Here is a 22,979-nt window from a genome sequence, read left to right on the forward strand (position 1 = left end):
GAGCCGCCATGGCCGGCGCCGTCGCACTTCCCGGCCGCGCCGCGCGGCCGGTCGCCCAGGCTCTTCTGGCCGCCACCGACGTGCTGGCGGCGGCGCTGCTCGCCGCCGACCTCGTCGTGGTGATCGGCTCGGTGCTGCTGCGCTCGCTGTTCAACGCGCCGGTGGAGTGGTCCGACGACGTCGCCCGCGGGCTGATGGTGGGGTCGAGCTTCTTCGGCGCCGCCAGCGCGCTGGCGCGGGGCGAGAATCCCGGCGTCGCGTTCTTCGTCGACCGGATGCCGACCGGAGTCCGCCGCATGGCGGATTCGGCGGGCGCGATCCTGATGCTGGTCGTCTCGGCCTACGCGGCCTGGAACGCGCTCAAGCTCGGCTGGCTGACCACGGGCCAGACCACCGGCTCCGGCCTTCCGCTGGAGTGGACCTTCTACCCGATGGGCGCGGGGGCGGCCTGCATGGCGCTGTTCTCGGCCGACATCGCCATGCGCCGCCCGGCCCGGGAGATCGTCGCCGGGCTGGCCTGCGTGCTCGGCGCGGCGGCCCTGTACCTCGCCTGGGACGCGCTGTCCCCCGACACGGTCCCGTCCGCCCGCACGCTGATGCTGTCCGGCTTCGCGCTGACCCTGGTCGGCGGCCTGCCGATCGGCTTCGCGCTGGCCTTGGCGGCGCTCATCTATGTCTGGGTCGAGGGCTCGCTGCCGGGCGTGATCTTCGCGCAGCAGATGGCGCGCGGGATCGACAATTTCGTGCTCCTGGCCATCCCGTTCTTCATCCTGGTCGGCTACCTGATGGAGGCGAACGGCATGTCCGTGCGCCTGATTGAGCTGCTGCAGCGGCTGGTCGGACGCATGCGCGGCGGGCTCAACGTCGTCATGGTGACCGCGATGGTGCTGTTCTCCGGCATCTCGGGCTCCAAGATGGCGGACGTCGCGGCGGTCGGCTCGGTGCTGATCCCGGCGGCGCGCCGGTCGAAGCAGAACCCGGGCGCCGCGGTGGCGCTGCTGGCGGCGTCCGCCGTCATGGCCGAGACCATCCCGCCCTGCATCAACCTCATCATCCTGGGCTTCGTCGCCAACCTGTCGATCGGCGGGCTGTTCATGGCCGGCCTGCTTCCGGCCGGGCTGATGGCGGCCGCGCTCATCGCCGTCTCGATCCTGTTCGGGACCAAGGCGGCCGACGCGGCCGAGGTGATCCCGACCGGCTCGGCGGGCCGGATGTGGATGGGGGCGATCGTCTCCTTCGGCCTGATCGCGATGATCTTCGTCGGGTTCAAGAGCGGCTTCGCGACCGCGACCGAGATCTCGGCTTTCGCCGCGCTCTACGCCGTCGTGGTCGGGGCCGCCGTCTTTCGGGAGCTCTCCTTCGCCCAGGCGGCCCGCTGCTTCGTGCATGCGGCCACCCGCTCGGGGCTGGTGCTGTTCATCGTGGCGGCGGCGCAGTCGCTCGCCTTCGTGCTGACCTTGCAGCAGGTGCCGCACGCGGTGGCCGAGATGATGGTCGGCATCTCGCAGACGAGCGGCACGTGGCTCTTCATGCTGCTCTCCATCGCCATCCTGATCGTGATGGGATCGGTGCTGGAAGGCGCGGCGGCGCTGATCATCTTCGGGCCGCTTCTGGTGCCGGTGGCCGGGCAGCTCGGCATCGCGCCGCTGCATTTCGGCGTGGTGCTGGTGATCGCGATGGGGATCGGGCTCTTCGCCCCGCCGCTCGGGCTCGGGCTCTACGGCGCATGCCTGATCGGCAATGTGCCGATCGAGCAGACGATCAAGCCGATCATGGGCTATCTGGGCCTGCTGTTCCTGTGCCTCCTCCTGATCGCCTTCGTGCCGGCCATCAGCCTCGCCCTGCCGCACGCGTTCGGCTACTGACGCCCGGGGATCGCCCATGAAGATCCTGCTCACGCACACCCCCCAGGCCCGCGCCCAGTACTATGGCGAGCGGGCGCTGGCGGAGCTGCGCCGCATGGCGGAGGTGCGCCTGCACGAGGGCGGCGAGCCGCTCGACCCGCCCGGCCTGATCCGGGCCGCCGCCGGCATGGACCTGATCATCGCCGACCGGATGACCGCCGGCCCGGCCGAGACGTTCTCCGGCCTGCCCGACCTCAAGGCCTTCCTGCGGGTGGCGGTCGACATCCGCAACATCGACGTCGCGGCGGCCAGCGCGGCCGGCGTGCTGGTGACGCGCGCCCGGCCAGGCTTCATGGCGGCCGTGTCCGAGCTCGCGCTGGGCTTCATGGTGGATCTCTCGCGCGGGGTGTCGCGCGCCGCCGTCGACTACCGGGCCGGCAGGGCGCCGGAGATCCGCATGGGCCGGCAGCTCGCGGGATCGACCGCCGGCCTCATCGGCTACGGGGCCATCGCCCGCCATCTCGCGCCGATCCTGGCGGCCATCGGCATGAGCGTCGTCGTCTCGGACCCGCACGCGACCGTCGACGACCCGCGCTTCGAACAGGTCGGGCTGGATGACCTGCTGCGGCGGTCCGACTACGTGATCTGCCTGGCGGTCGCCACCGCGGAGACCGAGAACCTGATCGGGGCCGACGCCCTGGCCCGCATGCGGCCGGACGCCTGCTTCATCAATCTCTCGCGCGGGAACCTGGTCGACGAGGCGGCGCTGGCCCTCGCCCTGAAGCAAGGCCGGATCGCCGGCGCGGCGCTCGACGTCGGCCGCGCGCCGGACCAGATGCCCTCGCCGGAGATCGCCAGGCTGGAGAACGTAGTGGCGACGCCGCATATCGGCGGGCTGACGCCGCAAGCGACCGAATCGCAGGCTTTCGATACGGTCCGCCAGGCGCGCGCCATCCTGGGCGGCGAGATCCCTGAGGGGGCCGTGAACGCCGACCGCTGGACCCGCAGGCCGCATCCATGAGCCAGGACCGCCCCGCCCTCGCCGCGCCTCCCGGCGCCTGCGACTGCCACATCCACATCTATGATCCGGCCCAGCCGGCCGTGGCGACCGCCGTGAGCCCGGGTCCGGCCTGGGCCACCGTGGAGGCCTATCGGCGCGTGCAGGCGCGTCTCGGCGTCGAGCGTGCCGTCGTCGTGCAACCGACGGCCTACGGGACGGACAACGCCTGCACGGTGGCGGCGGTCGCCGCGCTCGGGCGGGAACGCACGCGCGCCGTCGCCGTGGTGAACGCCGGCGTCACGCGAGACGAGCTGCGGCGCCTGAGCGACGCCGGCGTCTGCGGCGCGCGGTTCCAGATGCTGCCCGGCGGCGTCGTGCCGTGGGACGACCTCGAGCCGGTGGCGACGCGGGCGGCCGAGTTCGGTTGGCATATCCAGCTGCAGATGGACGGCCGGCTCCTCGCCGACAGGGAGGCGATGCTGCGCGCCCTCCCCTGCCGGCTGGTCATCGACCATGTGGGCAAGTTCCTGGTCCCGGTTCCAACCGACCATCCGGGCGTCGCCGCGCTGCTGCGGCTGCTCGACGCCGGCCGGACCTGGATGAAGCTGAGCGGGCCCTACGAGACCTCCGTCACGGGCGCGCCGCTCTTCGCCGATGTCGGGGCCATCGCCAAGGAGGCGATCCGGGCCGCGCCGGAGCGCATGCTCTGGGCCAGCAACTGGCCGCATGTCTCCGTCAGCGCGCCGCCGGACGACGCCATGCTGCTCGACGTCCTGCTGGACTGGGCGCCGGACGAGGCGGTCCGGCGCATGATCCTCGCCGACAACCCGGCGCAGGTCTACGGCTTCGGACCCTGAGGCCCGAAGCCGGCGACCTCCTCAGTCCGGCACGACCCGCACGGCGCCCTTGGCGGCGCTGGTTGTGAGGGCCGCGTAGGCCCTGAGCGCCATGGTGACCTTGCGTTCGCGCGGGGCGGGCTTCCAGGCCTGCGGGCCGCGGGCTTCCATCTCCTGGCGGCGGCGGTCGAGTTCGTCCTGCGGCACGGCCAATGCGATGCGGCGCTCAGGGATGTCGATCTCGATGGTGTCGCCGGTCTGCACCAGGCCGATCAGGCCGCCTTCGGCGGCCTCGGGCGAGCAGTGGCCGATGGAGAGGCCCGACGTGCCGCCCGAGAAGCGTCCGTCGGTGATCAGCGCGCAGGCCTTGCCGAGTCCGCGGCTCTTCAGGTAGCTCGTCGGATAGAGCATCTCCTGCATGCCGGGGCCGCCGCGCGGGCCTTCATAGATGATCACCACGACGTCGCCGGCCTTGACTTCGCCGCCCAGGATGCCCTTCACGGCAGCGTCCTGGCTCTCGTAGACGCGGGCCGGGCCCGTGAACTTGAGCACGCTGGCGTCGACGCCGGCGGTCTTCACGATGCAGCCGTCCAGCGCAATGTTGCCGGTGAGCACCGCGAGGCCGCCGTCCTTCGAATAGGCATGCTCGGCGTCGCGGATGACGCCGGCCGCGCGGTCGAGGTCGAGTTCGTCGTAGCGGCGGCTCTGGCTGAACGCCGTCTGGGTCGGCACGCCGCCGGGCGCGGCGCGGTAGAAGGTGCGCACGGCCTCGCTCTCCGTCCGCGAGACGTCCCAGCGCGCGATGGCGTCCGCCATGCTGCTGCTGTGCACGGTCGGCATGCTGGTGTCGACGAGGCCGGCGCGCTCGAGCTGGCCCAGGATGGCCATGATGCCGCCGGCGCGGTGCACGTCCTCCATGTGGACGTTGGCGACCGAGGGCGCGACCTTGCACAGCACCGGCACGCGGCGCGACAGCCGGTCGATGTCCGCCATCGTGAAGTCGATCTTGCCCTCATAGGCGGCCGCCAGCAGGTGCAGCACCGTGTTCGTGGACCCGCCCATCGCGATGTCGAGCGTCATCGCGTTCTCGAAGGACTTGAAGTTGGCGATGTTGCGCGGCAGCACGCTCTCGTCGCCCTGCTCGTAGTAGCGCTTGGCGACGTCGACGATCAGGTGGCCGGCCTCCACGAACAGGCGCTCGCGATCCGCATGCGTGGCCAGCGTCGAGCCGTTGCCGGGCAGCGCGAGGCCGAGCGCCTCGGTGAGGCAGTTCATCGAATTGGCGGTGAACATGCCCGAGCACGACCCGCAGGTCGGGCAGGCCGAGCGCTCGATGACCTTCACCTCCTCGTCGGAGACGCGGTCGTCGGCGGCCGCCACCATGGCGTCGATGAGATCGACCTTCTTGGTGACGGACGGCTTGCCCACCGCTTCGGCGATGTACTTGCCGGCCTCCATGGGGCCGCCCGACACGAACACGACGGGGATGTTGAGCCGCATCGCGGCCATCAGCATGCCGGGGGTGATCTTGTCGCAGTTCGAGATGCACACGATGGCGTCGGCGCAATGCGCGTTGACCATGTATTCGACGCTGTCGGCGATGATCTCGCGCGAGGGCAGGCTGTAGAGCATGCCGTCATGGCCCATCGCGATGCCGTCGTCGACCGCGATGGTGTTGAACTCCTTGGCGACGCCGCCGGCCTTCTCGATCTCGCGGGCCACGAGCTGGCCGAGATCCTTCAGGTGGACGTGGCCGGGCACGAACTGCGTGAACGAGTTCGCCACCGCGATGATCGGCTTGCCGAAGTCGCCGTCCTTCATGCCGGTGGCGCGCCACAATCCGCGGGCGCCGGCCATGTTGCGGCCATGGGTGGTGGTGCGGGAGCGATAATGCGGCACGGGCGATCCTCGGTGGTCTTCTCGTTGCGCGCGACGACTACACCAAGGCTCGGCGAAAGGGAATTGCGACGGCCCTTGCCCCGCGCATGCCAGATGTGACCGCGCAGTCGGAAAGCGCGAAGGATCGTTGCTGGGCTTGTCGACGCGACGCGCGCCTTCGCCTCGGCGGTCGGTGGCCTTCAGACCCTGAATCCCCTCATCCTGAGGAGCAGGCCCGCTTGGGCCTGCGTCTCGAAGGATGAGGGCTCCAGCGAATGCGATCGTCGAGCTTACTGGAGTCCCTCGTCCTTCGAGACGCGCCCTGCGGGCGCTACTCAGGATGAGGGTTGCGAGGAGGGAGCCCCCACCCCGTCCCTAAGCCGGCGTGGGTGCGCCTTCGGCCAGCAGGCCCTCGCGCTTCAGGTCGCTCCAGAGCTCGCTCGGGACGTCGGCGGCCATGTCGGCGGCGTTGAAGCGCACTTCCTCGGGGCGCACGGCGCCGATCACCACCGAGATCACGGCCGGGTGCGCGGCCGCGAAGGCGAGCGCGGCGCTGCGCAGGCCCACGCCATGGCGGACGCAGACCGCCTTGATGCGGCGGACACGCTCCATGATGTGCTCGGGCGCGGGCGCGTAGTTGAACTTCGCGCCCTCCACCGGCCCGGTGGCCAGGATGCCGGAGTTGAACACCCCGCCGAGCAGAACGCCGACCTTCTTCTCCAGGGCGAGCGGCAGGAACTCCGTCAGGGCCGGCTGCTCCAGCAGGGAATAGCGGCCGGCCAGCAGCACCACGTCGAAGTCGCCCTCGCGCAGGAAGCGCGACGCCACGTCGGCCTCGTTGATCCCGACGCCGATCGCCTTGGCGAAGCCGGTGCGGCGCAGCTCGTCCAGCGCCCGGTAGGCGCCCTCCATGGCCTCGCCGTAACGGCGCTCGTAGTCGGCGCCGTGGGTCCAGACGTCGACGTCGTGGATCAGCAGGATGTCGATGCGGTCGAATCCGGTGCGCAGCAGGGACTGCTCGACGGCCCGCATGGTCCCATCATAGGAATAGTCGATGCGCGCGCGGTGCGGGAAGCCGCCCGCAAAGCCTGGAGCGACCACGTCGTCGCGCGGCTTCTCGACCGGGGCGAACGGCTCCATCACGCGCCCGACCTTGGTGGAGAACACGAAGTCCTCGCGCGGGAAGCGGCGCAGCACGGCCGCGCAGCGCGCCTCCGCGAGGCCGTTGCCGTAATGCGGCGAGGCGTCGAACAGGGTGACGCCCGCCTCGTAGGCGGCCTCCACGGTGGCGAGCGCGGCGGCCTCGTCGAGGCGCTCGTAAAGATCGCCCAGCGGCGCGGCCCCGAAGCCCATCGCGCTGACCTTCAGCCTGGCGCCCCGGCTCGTCTCGAAAACGGTCTGCTTCATGTCGTCCTCCGTTCAGGCCTGGGCGGCGAGGTCTTTCAGCGCCGCGGCGAGGCCGCGCGTGCTGGGCGGGGCCGAGGCGAGCGGAGCCTCGCCGGCGACCAGCGGCAGGAGGCTCGTCGCGAGCTCCTTGCCCAGTTCGACGCCCCACTGGTCGAAGGCGTTGATGTCGTAGATCACGGCCTCGACGAAGACGCGGTGCTCGTAGAGCGCCACGATCGCGCCCAGCGTGCGCGGGTCGAGCTTGCGATAGAGGAGCGTCGTGGACGGCCGGTCGCCCGGGAAGGCGCGGTGCGGGGCGAGACGCGCCGCATCCTCCGGCGTGCGGCCCATCGCGAGCAGCTGCTCGCGCGCTTGCTCGGCGGTGCGGCCGCGCATCAGCGCCTCGGACTGGGCGAGGCAGTTGGCGACCAGCATGGCGTGCTGGCGGGCCAGATCCGGCTCATGGCCCTCGGCGGCGACCATGAACTCCGCCGGGATCACGTCCGTGCCCTGGTGCAGCATCTGGAAGAAGGCGTGCTGGCCATTGGTGCCCGGCTCGCCCCAGACCAGGGGCCCGGTCCTGACGTCCACCGGCGATCCGTCGAGCCGGACGCTCTTGCCGTTGGACTCCATCTCCAGCTGCTGGAGATAGGCCGGCAGCCGCGTCAGCCGTTGCTCGTAAGGCAGGATGGCGCGGGCCGGGTAGCCGCAGGCGTTGCGGTGCCAGACCCCGACGAGGCCCAGGAGCGCCGGCAGGTTCGCCTCCAGCGGGGCGGTGCGGAAATGCTGGTCCATCTCCCGCCCGCCCTCCAGGAAGGAGCGGAAGCAACGCTCCCCGATGGCGATCACGATCGGCAGGCCGATGCTGGACCAGAGCGAATAGCGCCCGCCCACCCAGTCCCAGAAGCCGAACATCCTGTCGGGCGAGATGCCGAACTCCTGCACGTGCTTCAGGGCGGTGGACACGGCGGCGAAATGGGCGCCCACCGCGTCGGCCCCGAGCGCCTTCTCCACCCAGGCGCGCGCCGTGCCGGCGTTGGCCATGGTCTCGGCCGTGGTGAAGGTCTTGGACGCCACGATGAAGAGCGTCGTGGCCGGATCGAGCGTCGAGAGCGCGTCGGCGATGTGGGCGCCGTCCACATTGGAGACGAAATGCGTCCGGGGGCCGTCGTGATAGGGCGCCAAGGCGAGCGTCGCCATGACGGGGCCGAGGTCCGAGCCGCCGATGCCGATATTGACCACGTCCGTGAAGGGGCGTCCGCCCGAGCCGGCGATCGCGCCGGACCGGACCGCCTCGGCGAAGGCGCAGACGCGCGCAAGCTCCGCGCGCACGTCGGCCATCACGTCCCGGCCGTCGACCACGAGCGTCGTCTCGGCGCTGCGCAGGGCCACGTGGAGCACGCTGCGGTTCTCGGTCACGTTGATGCGCTGGCCCGAGAACATGGCCTCGCGCCTCGCCTCGACGCCGCAGGCCCGCGCCAGCGCCAGCAGCTTCGCGCGGGCGGCGTCGGTGAGGCTCGTCTTGGAGAAGTCGAGCAGGAGGCCGGCGCCGCGCGCGCTGTAGCGCTCGAAGCGCCGCGGATCCTGGTCGAAAAGGGCCGCGATCCCGGAGGCGGACGCCGCCTCGGTCCTGAGCTCGTCGAGAATGGACTTACGATCGGTCATGGTCGCGCCACCGTGTCTGGCCGGAGTGTCGCGGCGCCCCCAGCCGCGCGTCTTCGGTCGCACGGCGACCGGCTCCTGTCCAGTCAGCGGCAGGCCTGCGCGAAGCGCTTCGGAGTCAACCCGAAATGGGTCCGGAAGGTGTGGGTGAAGTGGCTCTGGTCGAAGAACCCGACCGCGACGGCGGCTTCGGCCGGAGTCACGCCGCCCTCCAGCAGGTCCTTGGCCCGGCGCAGGCGCAGCTGGGTGACGAAGCCGTGCAGCGTCATGCCCGTCTTCATCCGGAAGGTGCGCATGAAATGATACTCGCTGAGCCCGACCGCGGCGGCGATCTCGTGGACGGTGAGCTTCTCCTGGTAGCGGGCGTTCATCAGCTCCAGCGCGCGGGTGATGTCGGCGTCGCGCGGCGGCGGCGAGCGCCACTGGCCGGCGATCTGCCCATAGCGCCGGATCAGGAGCGCGAAAGCCTCCATCACGGCCGACTGCTTCTCCAGCGGATCCCGCGACAGCTCGGCGACCCGGTGGGCGGCCAGAAGGTGAGACGCCAGGACCCTGTCGCGGATGAGCGGTTCGGCCCCGAAGCTGACCGCCCGCCCGCCGATGACGTCCTCGGCGATGTCCGAGAGGGTCTCGATGCTGGGATAGAAGGCGCAATACTCCCAGACGCGGTCCACCTCCGCGCCTTCGCCGGTGTGGACCTCGCCCGGGGCGATCACCATGACGCAGCCGGCGTGCGCGACGCCGGAATGGCCGGAGATGCGGTGCTTCTGCGCCCCGCGCAGGAAGGCCGCGATGACGAACTCGTCGTGCTGGTGAGCCGGATACCGGTGGTTCGTCACCGACGCGCGAAGCAGTTCCAGGCGACCCGGAAGGCTCGCGTCGCGCCAAAGCCGAATGTCGTCGCTGCGTCGCATCGGTCCTCGCCCCGGACCCACTCTAAAGCGTGGCTCACGCTGGCCCAAGCCGCAGGATTTTACAATATCGGCCCCCGCCGCCGGAGCTAGCGTTCTCGCATTGCAAAACGACACATGGCGGACCGATGATTTTCAACGGATTGGCGTTCCGGCGACCTTCTCCCCCGCCGGTCCGATCGGATCTGGCCCAATTCTCCGGGCTCGCGTTCGACCTCGCATTGATTGATCACCAATCCATTTTCCCGTCCCGGCTCCTGGAAGCCGTCCTGGTTCAGATGGACGAGGATCTTTTGGCTTTCCAGGAGCGGGACCCTGCCTCGCGGGGCAAGCCCCGGGCGTGCCTCTTGTCCCGGCATTCCACCTTCTTCGCCATCGCCTGCCACAGACTGGCGCATGCGCTGATCGCATCGGCGCCCGACGACAGCGACGACGCGGTGGTGGCGGCCATGCGGCTGAGTTTCTGCGCCCGCACCCACACGGGCGTGGAGATCCACCCCGAGGCTTCGATCGGAGCGCGGCTGGTGATCGACCACGGCTTCGGGACGGTGATCGGCCAGACCGTCGAGATCGGGGACGACTGCTACATCCTGAACGGCGTGACGCTCGGCGGCCGCATGATCGGCGACGCGCGGGACGGCAAGCGGCACCCCACGATCGGGCACCGGGTGCAGATCGCCGGCAACGCCAAGGTGCTCGGCCCGGTCCGCATCGGCGACGACTGCGTCATCGGTCCCGACGCCACGGTGACGCGCGATCTCCCGGCCGGCGCGCGGGTGCTGGTGCGCCGCGACCAGGCGCTGGAGTTCGACCGCCCGGCGCCGAGGTCCCATCTGGGGCCGCTCGGCCTGGCTGGAGATGGAGTGAAGCCCCTGCGCGAGGCTCGCGCATGACCTTTCTCGCCACAACCCAGAGCATGACCGCGGACGCCATGGCGGGAACGCCCACTATTCGGGCCCGGCCCAACCTGTTCGCCAAGCTCGAACTCTTCAACCCGGGCGGCAGCCACAAGATGCGCGCGGCCCGGCGCGTGGTGGCCCGGGCCATCCAGAGCGGCGACCTGACGCCGCACGGCCCCCGCCGGATCATCGAGAAGAGCGGGGGAAACTTCGGCGTGGGTCTCGCCTATGAGGCGTCCCGGCACGGCATCGGGGTCGACCTCGTCATCGGGCTGAGCTTCTCGCCGCTCAAGCGCGCGCTCTGCCAGGAATATGGCGCGAGGCTGATCGGAGTGGACCTGCTGCGCCAGGGGCTGCAGCCCAAGGAGGTCATCACCAAGTTCCTGGCCGAGGAGCCCGACCTCTACTACTTCACGGACCAGTTCTCGAATCCCGGGAACATCGAGGCCCACCTGCAGGAGACCGGCCCGGAGCTGGCCGCGCAGCTGCGGCCTCACCTCGACCAGTACAAGGGCTGCATCCTGGTGGTCGCCGCCGGGACCGGCGCCAGCGCCAGCGGGGTGAGCCAGGCGATGAAGGCCCGGATCCCCGGCCTGACCGTGGTCCTCAACCAGCCGCAGGGATGCTGCTACCGCACCGGCGTGTACTCCGACCACGCCCAGAAAGGCACGGCCGTCGGCGTCGCGCCGCCCTTCCTCGACCTGAACGCCCTGGACCGGATCGAGACCGTGTCGGACGCCGACGCCAGGCTCGGCCAGAGGCTGTTCGCCGCCGATACGGGGATCTTCCCCGGCCCGTCCGCGGGCGGCAACTACGTGCTGGCCCGCCGCATCGCGGAGCGCTGCCCGGACCACCTCGTCGCGACCCTCATCTATGACGCCGGAGAAGGCTACCTCGATGCCGCAAAGGCTGCTTAGGGCCAGTTACACCGCGCCGCCCCCCGCCGCGTCCGCGTTCGCCGATTTCGAGTTTCGCGGCTGGGAAGCGCTGTCCGAAGCCTATGACGACGTTTGGGGGCCGGTCACGGCGGCCTTCGCGCCGGGGCTCCTGGCGGCCGCCGGCGTCCGCCGGGGGAGCCTGGTGCTCGACCTCGCCTGCGGGCCGGGCTACGCCGCGCGGGCGGCTCATGCGGCGGGCGCCGTCGTGACGGGGCTCGACTTCTCCCCCCGCATGATCCGGCTGGCGCGCGCCACGAGCCCCGACGTGATCGCCTTCGCGACAGGGGACGCGCACAGCCTGCCTTTCGCCCACGCCAGCTTCGACGCGGTGATCTGCAATTTCGGCGCGCAGCATTTCGCCGATCCGGGCCGCGCGCTCGCCGAGATGGCGCGCGTGCTGAAGCCGGGGGGCTTCTGCGCCTTCACGGTGTGGGCGGAGAACTGCCTGAACTGCGCGGGCGACGTCCTCGAACGGGCGGTGGAGAGCTTCGCCAGCGCCGACACGGAGGTGCCGCGCGGCCCGGACTATCACCACCTGACCAACCCGGACGGAAGGACGCGCCTGCTGCGCCGGGCGGGCTTCGAGCGCATGAGCATCCGCTCTTCCCTGTGCGCCGTCACCTGGAGGATGCGCTCGCCGCACGACCTGTTCGAGGCGGAGCTGCGAGGGTCCGTGCGGTCGGGCGCCCGGCTTCGGGAGCAGGGCGAATTCAGGCTGTCCTGCATCAAGGCCGCCATGGAGGCCGACATCCGCGGCCGTTTCGCGTCCGACGATGGCTTCAGCCTCCCGCTCGCCGCCTATGTGGCCTGCGCCCAGGCGCCCGGCGCGTCCTGAGGCGGCCGCGGGCCGCGGGCGCTTCCGTGGCGCCGCAAGGGGCGCTGCGGGCGAATCCGCACGCCGTCGGGGCCATGGGCTCGGGCCGTCCGGACACGGCCGCGGTTGACGGGCGACGGCCGGGCCGCTAGCCAATCCTTCAGAAACCCGCGCGCACAGGCGCAGCGGGGTCCTTTCAGCCGCGCGACGGATGGGCAGAAGGACAGATCTCTTCCATCAGTCGGCCGGATGCCCCATGCCCTTCCCCGCTACACGACCGAGCGTCGAGCGCGCCCTCGCCGAACGCGGCTACGCCGAACCCACCCCCGTGCAGGACGCCGTCCTGCAGCCGGACGCGCATGAACGGGATCTGCTCGTCTCGGCCCAGACCGGGTCGGGCAAGACGGTGGCGTTCGGGCTCGCGCTCGTCTCTACCCTCCTGGGCGACGCCGACCGGTTCGGCGCGCCCGGCGAGCCGCTCGCGCTCGTCATCGCCCCCACCCGCGAACTCGCCCTGCAGGTGCAGCGCGAGCTCGAGTGGCTGTACGCCCATGCGGGCGCGCGGATCGCGTCCTGCGTCGGCGGAATGGACGTGCGGCGCGAAGCCCGGCAGCTGGCGGACGGCTGCCACGTGGTGGTGGGCACGCCGGGCCGGCTGCGCGATCACCTGGAGCGCGGGCGGCTGGACCCGTCCCGCTTCCGCGCCGTCGTGCTGGACGAGGCCGACGAGATGCTGGATCTCGGGTTCCGCGAGGACCTGGAATTCATCCTGGACGCCGCCCCGACCGAGCGCCGGACACTGCTGTTCTCGGCCACGATCGCGCGCGACATCGCCACTTTGGCCAAGCGCTTCCAGCACGACGCGCTGCGCATCGACACGGTCGACAAGAGCCAGCCGCATGGCGATATCGAGTACAAGGCCGTCCGCATCGCCCCGAACGAGGTGGAGCACGCGGTGGTCAACGTGCTGCGCTATTTCGAGGCCCCCGGCGCGCTCGTGTTCTGCCATACGCGCGAGGCGGTGCGGCGGCTGCATGGCAGCCTCGTCGAGCGCGGGTTCGCGGCGGTCGCGCTCTCGGGCGAGCTGACCCAGAACGAGCGCACCCACGCGCTGCAGGCGCTGCGGGACGGGCGCGCCCGCGTCTGCGTCGCCACGGACGTGGCGGCGCGCGGCATCGACCTGCCCAACCTCGATCTGGTCATCCACGCCGACCTGCCGAAGGGCCGCGAATCGCTGCTGCATCGCAGCGGGCGCACGGGCCGGGCCGGCCGCAAGGGCGTGTGCATCCTGATCGTGCCCTATAACCGCCGCCGGCGGACCGAGACCATGTTCGCGCAGGCCGGCATCGAAGCCGTATGGCTGGGCCCGCCCGCCGCCGAGGACGTGCGCAAGCGCGACCAGGAACGCCTGATCCAGAACCCGATCTTCACCGAGGAGAACTCGGAGGAGGACCTGGAGACCGCCCGCCTGATCATGGCGCAGCACTCGCCCGAGGAGATCGCGGCGGCCTTCGTGCGGTCCTTCCGCACGCGCCTGCCGGAGCCTGAAGAGCTTTACGACGCCGGGCCCTCCCGCGACGCCGGGCCTTCGCGCGACGCGCCCCGCGACCGCGACCGCGATGCGCGGGAGCGGCCGCCCCGGGAGCCCCGCGCCACCTACCATCCGCTGGGCGAGGACGCCGGCGACGGCGAGATGGTCTGGTTCCGGATGAGCGTGGGGCGGCGCAACAACGCCGATCCGCGCTGGCTGCTGCCCATCATCTGCCGGCGCGGCCACGTGACCAAGAAGGAGGTCGGGGCGATCCGGATCTTCGACCGGGACACCAAGTTCCAGGTCGCCGAGCACGCCGCCGGACGCTTCGCCGAGGCGGTCGGCAAGGGCGGCAAGGGCGAGGACATCCGCATCGAGCGGTCGGAAGCGCCGAGCGCCGGCCCGCGCGATGCGGCGCGCCCGCGTTTCGCCGAGCGCGGCCCAGCCCCGGAGCGCGCGGAATCTGAGGCTCCCCGGCCGCCGCGGAGCAAGGAGCGGTTCACCCCGGCGCCGGACCGGGCCGCCGACAGGGTGCCGTCCGACAGGCCGGGCCCGCGCGGCGACCGTCCCTTCGGCGAGCGCCCGCCGGGCAAGGCGGGCAAGCCGGAGAGGTTCGCCCCCAAGGGCGGCAAGCCGGAGCGGCCCGACAAGCGCAAGCCCGCCGAGGGGCCGAAGCGGCAGCACAAGCCCCACAAGCGCAAGGGCTGAACCGGCGCGCGGAGGAGTGTTGCCGCGCTGCAGCCGCGCGCGGCCGCCTTCGGCGGGAACGCCGCCGGGCGCCGTTAAACATGGAAAAACGACAGAGAATCAGCTTTTGACTCGATCATGACGGCGAGCGCGCCGCCTTGCGTACGGCGCCATGGCGCCGCAGGGCGACGGCGCCGCGTTCAGGTGCGAGGAGACGGGCGTTGCGGACGATCACGCTTGTGACCCAGAAAGGCGGCACGGGCAAAACGACGATCGCCGCCTCGCTGGCGGTGGCCGCGGCCGCCGCGGGCGAAAGCGTCGTCGCTCTGGACCTCGACGCCCAGCGCTCGCTCGCCGGATGGGGCGAAGCCCGCAGCGAGGCCACGGTGGCGGTGGACCAGGTCGGGGCGGAGTTTCTGCCGCGGCTGCCGCAGGTGCTGGAGGCGCTGAAGGGCCGCGGCTTCACGCTGGCGATCCTGGACACGGCCGGCGTGGGCAGCACCGGCGGCAACCTCGCCATGAAGGCCGCCACGCTCTGCCTCGTGCCGGCCCGCCCATCGCGGCTCGACCTGCAGGCGACGCTGCCGACGCTGGAATCGCTCGTGCGGCTCGGCATGCGCGACAGGTTCGCCTTCGTGCTCAACCAGTGCCCGACGGGCCGCGGCACGCGATCCTCGGAAGCGGCGCGCGGCCTGGCCGAGTTCGGCGTGCTGGCCGACCCGCCGCTCGGGCTCCGGGCGGATCACCAGGACGCCATGGCGACAGGCCAGGGCGTCACCGAATACGCCGGCAAGGGCAAGGCGGCCGACGAGATCCGCATGCTCTGGGCCTGGGTGGACCACAAGATGAAGGCGAAACCCGCCAGAAAGAGCGTGCGCGCGTGAGCAAGCGTCCCTCCGTCCTGGGCGACCTCAAGCTCGAGGGCTCGCCCAAGTCCGCCTCCCCGGCCAAAGGCCCCGAAAGCGAGGCGGGCCGCAAGCCGCGGCCGGACGTGATCCACACCAGCATCTATCTGCCGAAGCCCGTCTATCTGAAGCTGCGGGAGATCGCCTACACGACGGACCAGAAGATCCACGACGTGATCATGGAAGGCGTCGACGCCGCTCTGAAGCAGTACGGCCACCCATCGGTGGCCGAGCTGAGGGCGAAGAAAGCGCCATAGCGCTACGGCGCCACGCGTCGGCGGCGCCGCGGCGCTCAAGCGCCGTTCAGCCGGACTCGACCCACCACCCCACCGACCAGGGGCCAAGAGCGTCGACCGAGACCTCCCCCTCCTTCCAGATCGGCTCCGACAAAGGCGCGCCGAGCGCCGTCACCCGCGCATCGCTGAAATTGGCGAGCAGCGTCAGGCCGCCCCCGCCCTGGAAGTCCCAGCGCACCGCCACGGCGGCGCTGCCCAGCCGCTGCGCCGTCCCGCCGCGCCGGACCGTCGCCAGGCGGGGGACGATGGCGCTGCGCCTGACGGCGAGGATGCGGGCGTACCAGTCGCGCCAGGCCGCATGGGCGGGGTCGTGCAGCGCGTCCCAGTCGAGCTTGGCGGACAGGAACGTGGCCTCCGCGGTGGGATCGGGGATCCGCTCGCGCGCGGCCTCGTCCTGGAACTCCGGGAAGCGCGCGAACTCCGCCCGCCGGCCCGTGCGGACCGCTTCCGCGAGTTCGGGGCCGAACTCGCAGAAGAACGGGAAAGGGCTGTCGGACGCCCACTCCTCGCCCATGAACAGCATTGGGATCTGGGGCGACAGAAGGCTCACGGCCGCGGCGGCCCGGACCGCCTCGGCGGGCGCCGACGCCGTGATCCGGTCGCCGAAGGCGCGGTTGCCGACCTGGTCGTGGTTCTGGATGAAGCTGACGAAGGCCGTCGGGGGCAGCTCGGCCGTGGATCCGCCGCGCGCCGACCCCCGATAGGGCATCACCTCGCCCTGGAAGGCGAACCCTTCGGCGAGCGCCCTGGCCAGGCGGGCGGCGTCGCCGGCGTAGTCGGCGTAATAGCCGGCCGTCTCGCCCGTGACCGCCGTGTGCAGCACGTGATGGACGTCGTCGTTCCACTGGGCGGTGTAGAGAAGTGGCCGCTCGTCCTCGCCGCGCAGGAGCAGCTCGGGCTCGTTCTCCTCGTTCTCCAGGATGAGGTGGACCGAGCGCCCCCGGGTCTCGGCGTGCACGCGCTCGGCCAGCTCGCGCAGGAGATGGTTGCCGCTGTCGTCCATGATGGCGTGGACCGCGTCGAGCCGCAGGCCGTCGAACCTGTATTCCTGCAGCCAGTAGAGCGCGTTCTCGATGACGAGGTCGCGAACGGGGCGGCTCTCGGGCCCGTCGAAATCGACGCCGCCGCCCCACGGCGTCCTGTGCCGGTCGGTGAAGATGGGCGCGTAGAGGGGAAGGTAGTTCCCGTCCGGCCCGAAGTGATTGTAGACGACGTCCAGGAAGACCATCAGGCCGCGCCCATGGGCGTCGTCGATGAGGGCCTTCAGGTCCTCGGGCCGGCCATAGGCGCTGTCGGGGGCGAAGGGGAGCACCCCGTCATAGCCCCAGTTCCGCCGGCCGGGGAAGTCGGCGATCGGCATCAGCTGAATCGCGGTCACGCCCAGGCTGGCCAGGTGGTCGAGCTTGCCGCGCACGGCCTGGAACGTGCCTTCCGGCGTGAAGGCGCCGACATGCAGCTCGTAGACGACGCATTCCTCCCAGGGCCGGCCCTCCCAGTCGGGATGGGCCCACGCGAAGCGCCGGGGGTCGATCACCTCGCTGCGGCCATGCACGTCGTCGGGCTGGAAGCGGGAGACGGGATCCGGGACCTCGCGCCCGTCAGGCAGGCGGTAGGCGTAGCGCAGTCCGGGGCCGGCCCCCGCCACCGTCGCCTGGCGCCATCCATCCGGGCCGTTGGTCATCGGCACGGGATCGCCGCCCTCCACGACGAGGTCCACGCGCTCTACCTTCGGCGCCCAGAAGCGAAAGGTCACGCCGCCGTCATGGCAAGCCGCCCCGAAGGGCAGGTCGCGCGCGAAAACCGCATGGCCCTCATGGTCATGATCGCGTCGCGCCGAGGCTGGATGATTCATGGACGTCCCCCCTAAGCCGCCATAATGCGATCCGCTCGCCACAGTTCCGCCCCCTTCCTGCACGGATCGGCGCCACCCCAAGGCGAAATGGTCGCATCGGAGCGGAACGGACGGCGAAAAAGCGCACCACCCTTGAAAATGTTGCAATGCACAATCATTTCGAATCCGCTACGGTGACGTCCAAAGCAATGGAGAGACACGTGCCTGCCAAGGCCATGACCCGCGACTTGAAACCGCTGCGCGTCCGCAAGGAGCCGCCGACGCTGGAAGAGGCCGTCTTCGCCGCCCAAGGGCTGACGGACGACGTCGACCAGCAGACCGACATCGTCGCCGGCCTGATGGACCTGACGCCCGACGAGGTGCGGCCGCGCGTCGCCAAGGAGGTCGCCGCGTCGCAGAACCGCTCGACGACCACGGTCGAGACCCGCGCCCGGACGACCCGCACCGTCGTGGTCGAGAAGGCGCGGCGCTTCCGGGTGTCGATCCCGCCGCGCACGACCATCGACCTGACGCGCCGCGCACCCGCGCGCTAAGCGTCCCCGGCGATCCCGCTGTCCAGCAGCCGCTGGACGGCCTTCTCGATCCTCGACCTGTCCGCCGGCGTCACCGGGCTGACGCCATGCATGTCGAGGCTGCCGAGGGCTTCCACCGCCAGCCATGCGATCATGGCGGCGTCCGGGTCCTCGGAGGTGTTCTTGATCTCGCGCCAGTCCTGCGCGATGAGGCGCCGGACCGGGTCCAGCAGCGACGGGTTTTCGGCCAGGGCCGCCATGAGGCCGCTGGACACGTCCTTCGTCCCCGCCCTCATGCGCAACGACACTGCGGCCGAAAGACGCGCCTCGATGTTGCGCCGGCCCTGCATCTCGGGCCGCAGCCGCTCCTTCTCGGCGCGTGAGTCGTCGATCATCCGCTCGATCATGCCGGCCAGCAGGGCGTCCTTGCTGGGGAAGTTGTAGAGGAGCCCGCCCTTGCTGAGGCCGGCCCTTTGCGCGACGGCGTCCAGAGTGAGCTTGCCCGCGCCGATCTCGGCGACGATCTCGGCCGCCGCGTCCAGGATGCGGCCACGGGACTTGGCGCGCCCCCGGCGCGTCTCGCTCATCGGTCCGCCCTGCATCGATCCGCCCGCCGCCCTGGCCGATGGCCCTTGAACTGTACCGTCTGGTCGGTTTATAAGCGGCTGCTGGCCGCCAAGCAAGCGCCTCATCGCGACTGTACGGTCGGCCCTCACGCGCAAATCGGCGTAGACCGATCATCAGAAACGGACCACCCATGAAGCGGCGCCTGGTCGTGACCCTCGTCTTCCTGCTGGCCGTCGGCCTGTGCGGGGCGTTGGTCTGGTTCAACTTCTTCCGCGACAAGATGATCGCGAACTTCTTCGCCACGATGCAGCGGCCGGCCCAGACCGTGTCCGCCACAGAAGCGCGCGCCATCACCTGGACGCCCGGCATCTCGGCCATCGGCACGGCCCGCGCCGAAAAGGGCGTCGAACTCGCGGTCGAGATCGGCGGCGTCGTGCGGGAGATCCGCTTCAAGGCCAACCAGCGCCTCGATCAGGGCGACGTGGCGGTCCAGCTCGACGACTCCATCGAGCGCGCCGACCTTGTCGACGCGCAGGCGGCCGTGAAGCTGAGCGAGGCGAATCTGGAGCGTTCGACCACGCTGCGGCAGCGCGGCTTCGACACCCAGGCCGCCTTCGACCAGGTGATCGCCCAGCTGGCGACCGCCCGTTCGCGCCTTCAGCGCATCCAGGCGGTGATCGACCAGAAGGCCCTCAAGGCGCCCTTCTCCGGCACGATCGGCATTCCGCGCATCAATCCGGGCCAGTATCTCCAGCCTGGGACCGTAGTGGCGACCTTCCAGAACCTGCAGTCGATGAAGGTGGACTTCACCGTCCCGGAGCAGATGATCTCCAGGGTGAAGGCCGGCCAGCCCATCCGCACCGGCGTCAGCGACGACCAGCTCACCCATGTGGGCAGGATCACCGGCATCGACCCGCGCGTGGACCCGCAGACCCGTCTCGTGTCGGTGCAGGCCGTCGTCGACGACAACCGCGACGAGGCGATCGTGCCCGGCCAGTTCCTGCGGGTGCGTGTGGAGCTGCCGCCGGAGCCGAACATCGTCACGGTGCCGCAGACCGCCGTGATCGCCAGCCTCTATGGCGACTACGTCTTCGCCCTGGAGGAGGAGAAGCAGGGCGAGCAGACCAGGCTCGTGGTCAAGCAGGTCTTCGTCAAGGTCGGCCGCCGCGAAGGCGGGATCTCGGAGATCACATCGGGCGTTCAGGCGGGGCAGAGAGTGGTCGCCTCGGGCCAGAACAAGCTGACGCCCGGCGCTGCGGTGAAGATCGACAACAGCATCGACGTCACCAAGATCGCGGCCGGGCAGGCGCCGGGCCGGAGCCCGGGCGGCAAGACCGCGGACGGACAGTGAGGACCCGGCGCATGAGTTTCACCGAGCTCTTCATCCGACGTCCCGTCCTGGCCATGGTGGTCAGCCTCATGATCCTGCTGCTGGGAGCCCAGGGGCTGATCAGCCTGCAGGTGCGCCAGTATCCCAAGATCGACGAGACCACGGTCACCATCACGACCGTCTATACGGGCGCCAGCGCCGACCTGATGCAGGGCTTCATCTCGACGCCGATCGCCAAGGCCGTGTCGAGCGCCGAGGGCGTCGACTATGTGACGTCCCAGAGCCGGCTCGGCCTGAGCACCGTGTCGGTGCGCATGCGCCTGAACACGGACCCGAACGCGGCCCTCACCGAAGTCACCGCCAAGGTCCAGCAGGTGCGCGCGCAGCTGCCGAAGGACGCCGAGGACCCGGTGGTGGTCAAGGGCACCGGCCAGACCTTCGCGCTGATGTATCTCACCTTCGCCAGCTCCGAGATGAGCCCGGAACAGGTGTCCGAGTTCCTGACCCGCGTGGTGCAGCCGCGCTTCGCCACCCTGGAGGGCGTCGGATCGGCCGACATCCTGGGCGGCCGCGACTTCTCGATGCGGATCTGGATCGATCCGGTCAGGCTCGCGTCGCGCAACGCGACGGCGAGCGACATCGTGGCGGCGGTCAGGGCCAGCAACTTCCTCGCCGCGCCCGGAAAGACCCAGAACGAATATGTCGCCTACGCGATCGAGATGCAGACCACTCTGCAGACGCCGGAGACCTTCGGGGCCCTGCCGATCCGCTCCAACGGCGACAATGTCGTGCGGCTGCGGGACGTGGCCCGTGTCGAGCTCGGACCCAAGAGCACCGACACCAAGGTGAGCTTCAACGGGCAGGAAGGCACCTTCATCGGCATCACGCCGACGCCCGCCGCCAACCCGCTCTCCGTCGCCAAGCAGGTCACGAAGGCCATCGACGAGATCCGGCCGACCCTGCCCAAGGGCATGACCACCGAGATCGTCTACGACGCCTCGAACTTCATCTCGGCCTCGATCGCCGAGGTGTTCAAGACCATCGGCGAGGCGGCCGCAATCGTCATCCTGGTGATCCTGCTCTTCCTGGGCTCGTTCCGGTCCGTCGTCATCCCGATCGTGACCATCCCGCTGTCGATGGTGGGGGTGTGCTTCGTCCTGTACCTCCTCGACTATTCGATCAACCTGCTGACGCTGCTCGCCATGGTCCTGGCCATCGGCCTTGTGGTCGATGACGCGATCGTGGTGGTGGAGAACATCCATCGTCACATCGAGGAGGGGCTGAAGCCGGTCGACGCCGCCATCGTGGGCATGCGGGAGATCTTCGGCCCGATCGTCTCGATGACGGTGACGCTGGCCGCCGTCTACGCGCCCATCGGCTTCACCGAGGGCTTGACCGGGACGTTGTTCCGCGAGTTCGCCTTCACGCTGGCGGGCGCGGTGGTGATCTCCGGCATCGTGGCCGTGACGCTGTCGCCCATGATGTCGTCGCGGCTGCTGAAGCCGCATGGCGGCGGCCGAGGCTTCGCCGGATTCGTCGACCGCAGCTTCACCCGGCTCGAGAACTGGTACGGGCGCCGGCTCAGCGGCTCGCTCGACTATCGGCCCGTGACCTTCCTGATCGTGGTCGCCTTGCTGGCCACGACGGCGTTCATGTTCATGCGCACGCCCTCCGAGCTCGCGCCCGAGGAGGACCAGGGCGCGTTCCTGGGCCTCGTGAACACGCCCAAATACGCCACGTCCGACTACACGCAGCTTTTCGCCTCGGCGTTCATGAAGCCGCCGAAGGACAAGATCCCGGAGATCGACGACACGTTCATGATCGCCGGCACGGACGGCGGCGGCACGGCCTTCATAGGCTTCAAGCTGAAGGAATGGAGCCTGCGGCACAGGAAGGCGGCGGCGATCAAGCAGGACATTCAGTCCATGCTCGACTCCAACGCCGGCCTGCAGGCCTTCATCTTCTCGCCTCCGGCGCTGCCGGGCGCCAGCAGCGGCCTGCCGATCCAGTACGCCCTGCGCACCATCGGCGACCCGTCGCAGGCCTATGAGGTGGCCGAGCAGGTCCGCATCAAGGCGCTCCAGTCCGGCAAGTTCATCGTCGTCCAGAACTCGATGTCGTTCGAAACGCCGCGGGCCCGCATCACGGTGGACCGCGACCGCGCGGCCGCGCTCGGCGTGCCGGTCAGCGAGATCGGGGCCACGCTGGGCGCGCTGGTGGGCGGCGGCACGATCTCCAAGTTCGACCGCGACAACCGCAGCTACGACGTCGTGAGCCAGGTGGCGCAGGAGGACCGCCTCAACCCCGAGCGGCTGGGCCAGTATTACGTCCGCGCCTCGAACGGGACGATGGTGCCGATCTCCGCGCTGGTGAAGATCGAGACCAGCGCGGCTCCCGCCGCCATCGAGCAGTTCAACCAGCTGAACTCCGCCACGCTCTCGGCGCTGCCTCTGCCGGGCGTGACGACGAGCGAGGGCCTGAAGACGCTGCGCTCCATCGCCGCGCAGGTGATGCCGCAGGGCTTCTACGAGGACTTCGCCGGCCAGTCGCGGCTCGAGGTGCAGGAGGGCAGCTCCATCGGCATGGCGTTCGGGCTCGCCGTCATCGTCATCTACCTGGTGCTGGCGGCGCAGTTCGAGAGCTTCCGCGACCCGTTCATCATCATGATGTCCGTGCCGCTTTCGATGTTCGGCGCCGTCGCGTTCCTCAATCTGGGGCTGGCGACGCTGAACATCTACACGGAGGTGGGCCTCATCACGCTGGTGGGCCTCATCACCAAGCACGGCATCCTGATGGTGGAGTTCGCCAACGATCTTCAGGTGAAGAAGAACGTCGACAGGCGCGAGGCCATCCAGGAGGCGGCGCGGGTGCGGCTGAGGCCGATCCTGATGACCACCGCCGCCATGGTGCTGGGCGTCGCGCCGCTGCTCACCGCCAGCGGGGCCGGCGCGGCCGCGCGCTTCTCGATGGGCCTCGTCATCGCCTCCGGCATGTCCATCGGCACGATCTTCACGCTGTTCGTCGTGCCGATGTTCTACACCCTCATCGCCCGGGACAAGCGGACGCCCGCCGAGGCGGCCAAGCCCGCGGCCGTGCGCCGTCCGGCGCTGGCGGCCGAGTGAGGCGCAGGC

General features: G+C 70.4%; 18 protein-coding genes. 12 read left to right on the forward strand and 6 right to left on the reverse strand.

Annotation, left to right across the window (positions count from 1 at the left end):
- Positions 1 to 8: 8 nt before the first annotated feature.
- From ACYVO7_RS01495 to ACYVO7_RS01505, 3 genes are read left to right on the forward strand one after another with little or no spacing between them, the layout of a single operon-like run.
- Positions 9 to 1,865 carry a TRAP transporter large permease gene (locus ACYVO7_RS01495; RefSeq protein WP_460448082.1) on the forward strand — a complete coding sequence of 619 codons (1,857 nt, stop codon included), beginning with the start codon at positions 9 to 11 and terminating at the stop codon, positions 1,863 to 1,865.
- Between the two features lie 16 nt (positions 1,866 to 1,881).
- Positions 1,882 to 2,865: an NAD(P)-dependent oxidoreductase gene (locus ACYVO7_RS01500; protein ID WP_460448083.1), complete on the forward strand. Its 984-nt coding sequence runs from the start codon at positions 1,882 to 1,884 to the stop codon at positions 2,863 to 2,865.
- Entirely contained in the window at positions 2,862 to 3,701 is an 840-nt protein-coding gene (locus tag ACYVO7_RS01505; protein ID WP_460448084.1) for an amidohydrolase family protein, read from the forward strand. The genes ACYVO7_RS01500 and ACYVO7_RS01505 overlap by 4 nt, the downstream gene beginning before the upstream one ends.
- Positions 3,702 to 3,722: 21 nt before the next feature.
- Here the strand turns inward: ACYVO7_RS01505 and ilvD are convergent, their stop codons facing one another.
- From ilvD to ACYVO7_RS01525, 4 genes are all read right to left on the reverse strand, one after another.
- Positions 3,723 to 5,579 carry a dihydroxy-acid dehydratase gene (ilvD, locus tag ACYVO7_RS01510; RefSeq protein WP_460448085.1) on the reverse strand — a complete coding sequence of 619 codons (1,857 nt, stop codon included), beginning with the start codon at positions 5,577 to 5,579 and terminating at the stop codon, positions 3,723 to 3,725.
- 354 nt (positions 5,580 to 5,933) lie between these two features.
- Entirely contained in the window at positions 5,934 to 6,965 is a 1,032-nt protein-coding gene (locus tag ACYVO7_RS01515; RefSeq protein ID WP_460448086.1) for an aldo/keto reductase, read from the reverse strand.
- A 12-nt stretch (positions 6,966 to 6,977) separates the two neighbouring features.
- Entirely contained in the window at positions 6,978 to 8,609 is a 1,632-nt protein-coding gene (gene pgi, locus ACYVO7_RS01520; protein WP_460448087.1) for a glucose-6-phosphate isomerase, read from the reverse strand.
- Between the two features lie 83 nt (positions 8,610 to 8,692).
- Positions 8,693 to 9,520 (reverse strand): helix-turn-helix domain-containing protein, encoded by an 828-nt coding sequence (locus ACYVO7_RS01525; protein WP_460448088.1) that lies wholly within the window; start codon positions 9,518 to 9,520, stop codon positions 8,693 to 8,695.
- A gap of 344 nt (positions 9,521 to 9,864) precedes the next feature.
- Between ACYVO7_RS01525 and ACYVO7_RS01530 the strand changes: the two genes are divergently transcribed.
- The 6 genes from ACYVO7_RS01530 to ACYVO7_RS01555 all read left to right on the forward strand — a co-directional run bounded on the left by ACYVO7_RS01530 (position 9,865) and on the right by ACYVO7_RS01555 (position 15,548).
- On the forward strand, positions 9,865 to 10,410 hold the full coding sequence (locus ACYVO7_RS01530; protein ID WP_460448089.1) for a serine O-acetyltransferase: 546 nt from the start codon (positions 9,865 to 9,867) through the stop codon (positions 10,408 to 10,410).
- Entirely contained in the window at positions 10,407 to 11,333 is a 927-nt protein-coding gene (locus tag ACYVO7_RS01535) for a PLP-dependent cysteine synthase family protein (RefSeq protein ID WP_460448090.1), read from the forward strand. Before ACYVO7_RS01530 ends, ACYVO7_RS01535 begins: the two co-directional genes overlap by 4 nt.
- Positions 11,314 to 12,189 (forward strand): class I SAM-dependent methyltransferase, encoded by an 876-nt coding sequence (locus ACYVO7_RS01540; protein ID WP_460448091.1) that lies wholly within the window; start codon positions 11,314 to 11,316, stop codon positions 12,187 to 12,189. The genes ACYVO7_RS01535 and ACYVO7_RS01540 overlap by 20 nt, the downstream gene beginning before the upstream one ends.
- A 235-nt stretch (positions 12,190 to 12,424) precedes the next feature.
- On the forward strand, positions 12,425 to 14,407 hold the full coding sequence (locus ACYVO7_RS01545) for a DEAD/DEAH box helicase (RefSeq protein ID WP_460448092.1): 1,983 nt from the start codon (positions 12,425 to 12,427) through the stop codon (positions 14,405 to 14,407).
- Positions 14,408 to 14,607: 200 nt separating this feature from the next.
- The gene (locus ACYVO7_RS01550) at positions 14,608 to 15,270 is read left to right on the forward strand and encodes a nucleotide-binding protein (protein ID WP_460448093.1); all 663 of its coding nucleotides are present in this window, start codon (positions 14,608 to 14,610) and stop codon (positions 15,268 to 15,270) included.
- A complete protein-coding gene (locus ACYVO7_RS01555; RefSeq protein WP_460448094.1) occupies positions 15,267 to 15,548 on the forward strand; it encodes a hypothetical protein in 282 nt (93 codons plus the stop codon). Before ACYVO7_RS01550 ends, ACYVO7_RS01555 begins: the two co-directional genes overlap by 4 nt.
- Positions 15,549 to 15,594: 46 nt before the next feature.
- On the opposite strand, the gene treZ is transcribed toward ACYVO7_RS01555, so the two are convergent.
- Complete coding sequence (treZ, locus tag ACYVO7_RS01560) at positions 15,595 to 17,439, reverse strand: malto-oligosyltrehalose trehalohydrolase (RefSeq protein ID WP_460448095.1); 1,845 nt, start codon at positions 17,437 to 17,439, stop codon at positions 15,595 to 15,597.
- 200 nt (positions 17,440 to 17,639) lie between these two features.
- Here treZ and ACYVO7_RS01565 point away from each other — a divergent pair, with 200 nt between their 5' ends.
- Positions 17,640 to 17,972 (forward strand): hypothetical protein, encoded by a 333-nt coding sequence (locus ACYVO7_RS01565; protein WP_460448096.1) that lies wholly within the window; start codon positions 17,640 to 17,642, stop codon positions 17,970 to 17,972.
- Here ACYVO7_RS01565 and ACYVO7_RS01570 read toward each other — a convergent pair.
- Entirely contained in the window at positions 17,969 to 18,538 is a 570-nt protein-coding gene (locus tag ACYVO7_RS01570; protein WP_406856221.1) for a TetR/AcrR family transcriptional regulator, read from the reverse strand. The two genes, ACYVO7_RS01565 and ACYVO7_RS01570, sit on opposite strands and share 4 nt — an antisense overlap.
- 170 nt (positions 18,539 to 18,708) lie before the next feature.
- Here ACYVO7_RS01570 and ACYVO7_RS01575 point away from each other — a divergent pair, with 170 nt between their 5' ends.
- Entirely contained in the window at positions 18,709 to 19,869 is a 1,161-nt protein-coding gene (locus ACYVO7_RS01575; RefSeq protein ID WP_460448097.1) for an efflux RND transporter periplasmic adaptor subunit, read from the forward strand.
- A gap of 11 nt (positions 19,870 to 19,880) precedes the next feature.
- Positions 19,881 to 22,970, forward strand: coding sequence for an efflux RND transporter permease subunit (locus tag ACYVO7_RS01580; protein ID WP_460448098.1), 3,090 nt, complete (start codon positions 19,881 to 19,883; stop codon positions 22,968 to 22,970).
- Positions 22,971 to 22,979 lie beyond the last annotated feature (9 nt).

This window comes from Alsobacter sp. SYSU BS001988, assembly GCF_054796215.1.